The 1130-nt window shown below is 70.5% G+C and carries 2 protein-coding genes; both read right to left on the bottom strand.

Going from position 1 to position 1130, the window contains the following annotated elements; all coding sequences use genetic code 11:
* Nucleotides 1-204, bottom strand: a 204-nt coding sequence (locus tag AC1DZ6_RS25620; protein WP_477099897.1) for a flagellar hook capping FlgD N-terminal domain-containing protein, incomplete at its 3' end; no start/stop codon positions are given.
* An 11-nt stretch (nucleotides 205-215) separates the two neighbouring features.
* Nucleotides 216-995, bottom strand: a complete 780-nt coding sequence (locus tag AC1DZ6_RS25615) for a flagellar hook-length control protein FliK (RefSeq protein ID WP_477099896.1) — start codon at nucleotides 993-995, stop codon at nucleotides 216-218.
* Nucleotides 996-1130 lie beyond the last annotated feature (135 nt).

Genomic DNA, 1130 nt, shown 5'->3' with positions numbered 1-1130 from the left:
GGTGACCAGCTGCTGTTCGACGCCGGTCATCTGGGTGATCTGGCTGGTCATCTGGGTGGTGTCGGTGGGCGCCAGGGGGTCCTGGTTCTTCAGCTGGGTGGTCAGCAGCTTGAGGAACGTCTGCTCGTTGTTGGCGAGCGAGGCGCGCGAATTGTTGATCTTGTCGGTAGTGGCGTTGCCGGTGCTGCTGGTGGCGGTGACCATGGCGGTCTCTCCTAGATTCTGACGTCGACGCCGCTGTTGTCCGCGACACGAAGGCCGGGCAGCAGGGCGGACGGAGACAGGGTGGGGATTTCCTCGCCCAGCGCCGATCGGAAGGCGCGGCCTTGGAAAGCCTGACGGCCGTTCTCGCCGTCCTGGAAGTTGAAGAAGGCGTTCTGGTTCTGGCCGCCGTTCTGGTTCTGGCTCGAGCTGTCGAAGCTCAGGGCGGTGTCGGCGACGTTGAAGCCGGCGGCCGCCAGGGCTTGGCGCAGTTCGGCCGACTTGCCGCGCAGTTCGGCGGCGGCGGCCGGGTTGTCGAAGTTCAGGGCGGCGGTCAGCTTGCCGTCCTTGGCGATCTCGATGCGCACGTCGACCCGGCCCAGGCCTTCCGGCTGCAGCACGACGTCGAAGCGGCTGGTCTTGCCGACCACCGCCTTGCTGGCGATCTCGGTCGTCAGGTGGCTGACCGTTTCCGGTCCCGCCTTGGGCAGTTGGGCGGCGACGATCGGGGCCGGGGCCGCCGTCGTGCCTTGCGCCACGAAGGTCGGGGCGGTGGCGGTGTCGGAGGCGGCGACGGTCGGCGCGGCGTCCTTCAGGGCCGAGCCCTGGGCGTTGGCCTGGTCCTGCGAGCCGCCCTCGGCTCCACCTTCGCCGGTGGTGGCGGCGTGGGACGGGGCGGCGACCTGGCCATGGGCCGGTTCGGCGGCGGCGTCAGCCACGGCGGCCGCGACGGCGGTGGCCGTGGTGGAGGCGGTCGTCTTCGGCTCGACGGCCTTCACGACCTTGCCGGTCACCGAGGCGACTTCGGACGCGGCGGCTTGAGCGGCAACGGCCGCCTGAACAGGCGCGGGTTCGGCGCGGCCCTGGAGCCTTTCGGCCTGGGCGGACCGTTCCTGACCGTGGCCGGCTGGGGCATCGCGGCCATGATG

It is taken from the genome of Caulobacter sp. P1_B12_2 (genome assembly GCF_056406675.1).
The sequence above is the reverse complement of the archived record's forward strand: the minus strand, read 5'-3'. Positions and strand labels throughout refer to the sequence as shown.